General features: G+C 60.2%; 1 tRNA gene and 2 pseudogenes. 2 read left to right on the top strand and 1 reads right to left on the bottom strand.

The window, feature by feature from the left end:
* Together ATI53_RS22800 and ATI53_RS22795 are read left to right on the top strand one after the other, a co-directional pair.
* Positions 1–105: pseudogene (locus ATI53_RS22800) on the top strand (IS481 family transposase); the annotation flags it as partial.
* 694 nt (positions 106–799) lie between these two features.
* Positions 800–876: transfer RNA gene (locus tag ATI53_RS22795), tRNA-Met, on the top strand.
* Positions 877–1,080: 204 nt separating this feature from the next.
* Here ATI53_RS22795 and ATI53_RS22790 read toward each other — a convergent pair.
* Positions 1,081–1,442, bottom strand: a pseudogene (locus ATI53_RS22790) (hypothetical protein); the annotation flags it as partial.

Raw genomic sequence — 1,442 nt, 5'->3', positions numbered from 1 at the left:
CTCAGCGGCCTCACGCCCTACGAATACATCTGCAAGATCTCGACTTCCGAGCCTGATCGATTCATCCTGAATCCGATCCACCAGATGCCGGGACTGAACACCTAGCCAATTTGGTTCATGCGCCACGCAGGTTGGGCGAGGGGGGCTTTGCGCAACCTGCTCGATCACCGATCCCGCGTATACCGCCGCCGTGAAGTTGAAGAGATCGGCACCGAAGCCTTCCAGTCCGAGGTTCTCGCCCAGTTCCGCCATCATGAAGGACACTGCGCCTGCACATAGCGCTGCGCCGAATTCGTGACTGATATTCCCGAGTTGACGCACAGATATGCTGAAGAATTCTCCAAGATTCATCTGGCTACCGTCAAATCCGTGGTAGCCGGTATCTGTGATGACTTCTGCCAGATTTTCCGTCAGCAGGCCGAGAGCCGTTCCGGCAAGAAACTCTTCGAACTGGCTGCCGTCCTTCACGAGAGCCTGCCCCAACGGTGTGCCGATGGTATGCCACCTCCTTCATCGGTACGGTGCACCGGGTGGGTGGCCACCGAAGCCGCTGTCGATAGCCGCAGATGGTGAGGGGCTTGAAGAGCGTGTAAAGCCCCGGCCTGGACAACGGCGTTACTGCGTCCGTCAGGAAAATTTCCGCGCCAAAGCTGGCGCGCCGCTATACATGACACTGGCGTGGTCCGTTAAGCCACGCGGTACGGGCCCCTGCCGGGGATGCTTTCCGGGCGATGTGGGCGGGTGCCTTTTTGGGGCTTGACCCGGCCGCGCCGCTCCCTTACACGGCGCCTCACGGTTTGGCGGAGTAGCTCAGTTGGTTAGAGCAGCGGAATCATAATCCGCGTGTCGGGGGTTCAAGTCCCTCCTCCGCTACCATCATTTATCAATGACTTCCCCCCTTTTCGAGTTAGTAGCGTTGGGAAGTTGGAAGTTTTCTGTTCCAGATACGTGTCGTTCCAACTGTCGCGCGGCGGCGGCTTCCGGACATTCATGGATCAGCTTGCGGACGGAAATTTCCTGACGGATGCAGCGACGCGATCTTCTGGACGGGGCGCTTGAACGCCCCGTTCAAGGTGGTCTTCACCAGCGCGCGCCATTGGCGGTTGTCCCGGTTGTCAGCCATGTCGCGACGTCGAAGTCGTCGGGCAGCTGGTGTCCTCCGACGCGGTGGACGGTTCCGGTGAAGGAGCTGGCGTAGCCTCCGATCTCGCCCACGACCAGGTCGACGAAGGCGGAGGCATCGTTGACGGGATAGCTGCCCGGGAAGCTCGCGATCTGATCGGTGCCTTCGTAGCAATCCACGTTGAAGCTGCCGTCGCCCTCGTTCCGGATGTGCATCGCGAAGAGCACCCTCGACATCCGGCAAGCGAGAGATGCCGTGCCGCTGAAGGCCAGATGGAGCGTCGACCGTGTCAGATGCGGAATCGATGGCTGAAGGGCAT

This window comes from Salipiger aestuarii (assembly GCF_003259905.1).
Classification (GTDB): domain Bacteria; phylum Pseudomonadota; class Alphaproteobacteria; order Rhodobacterales; family Rhodobacteraceae; genus Salipiger; species Salipiger aestuarii.
The sequence above is the reverse complement of the archived record's forward strand: the minus strand, read 5'-3'. Positions and strand labels throughout refer to the sequence as shown.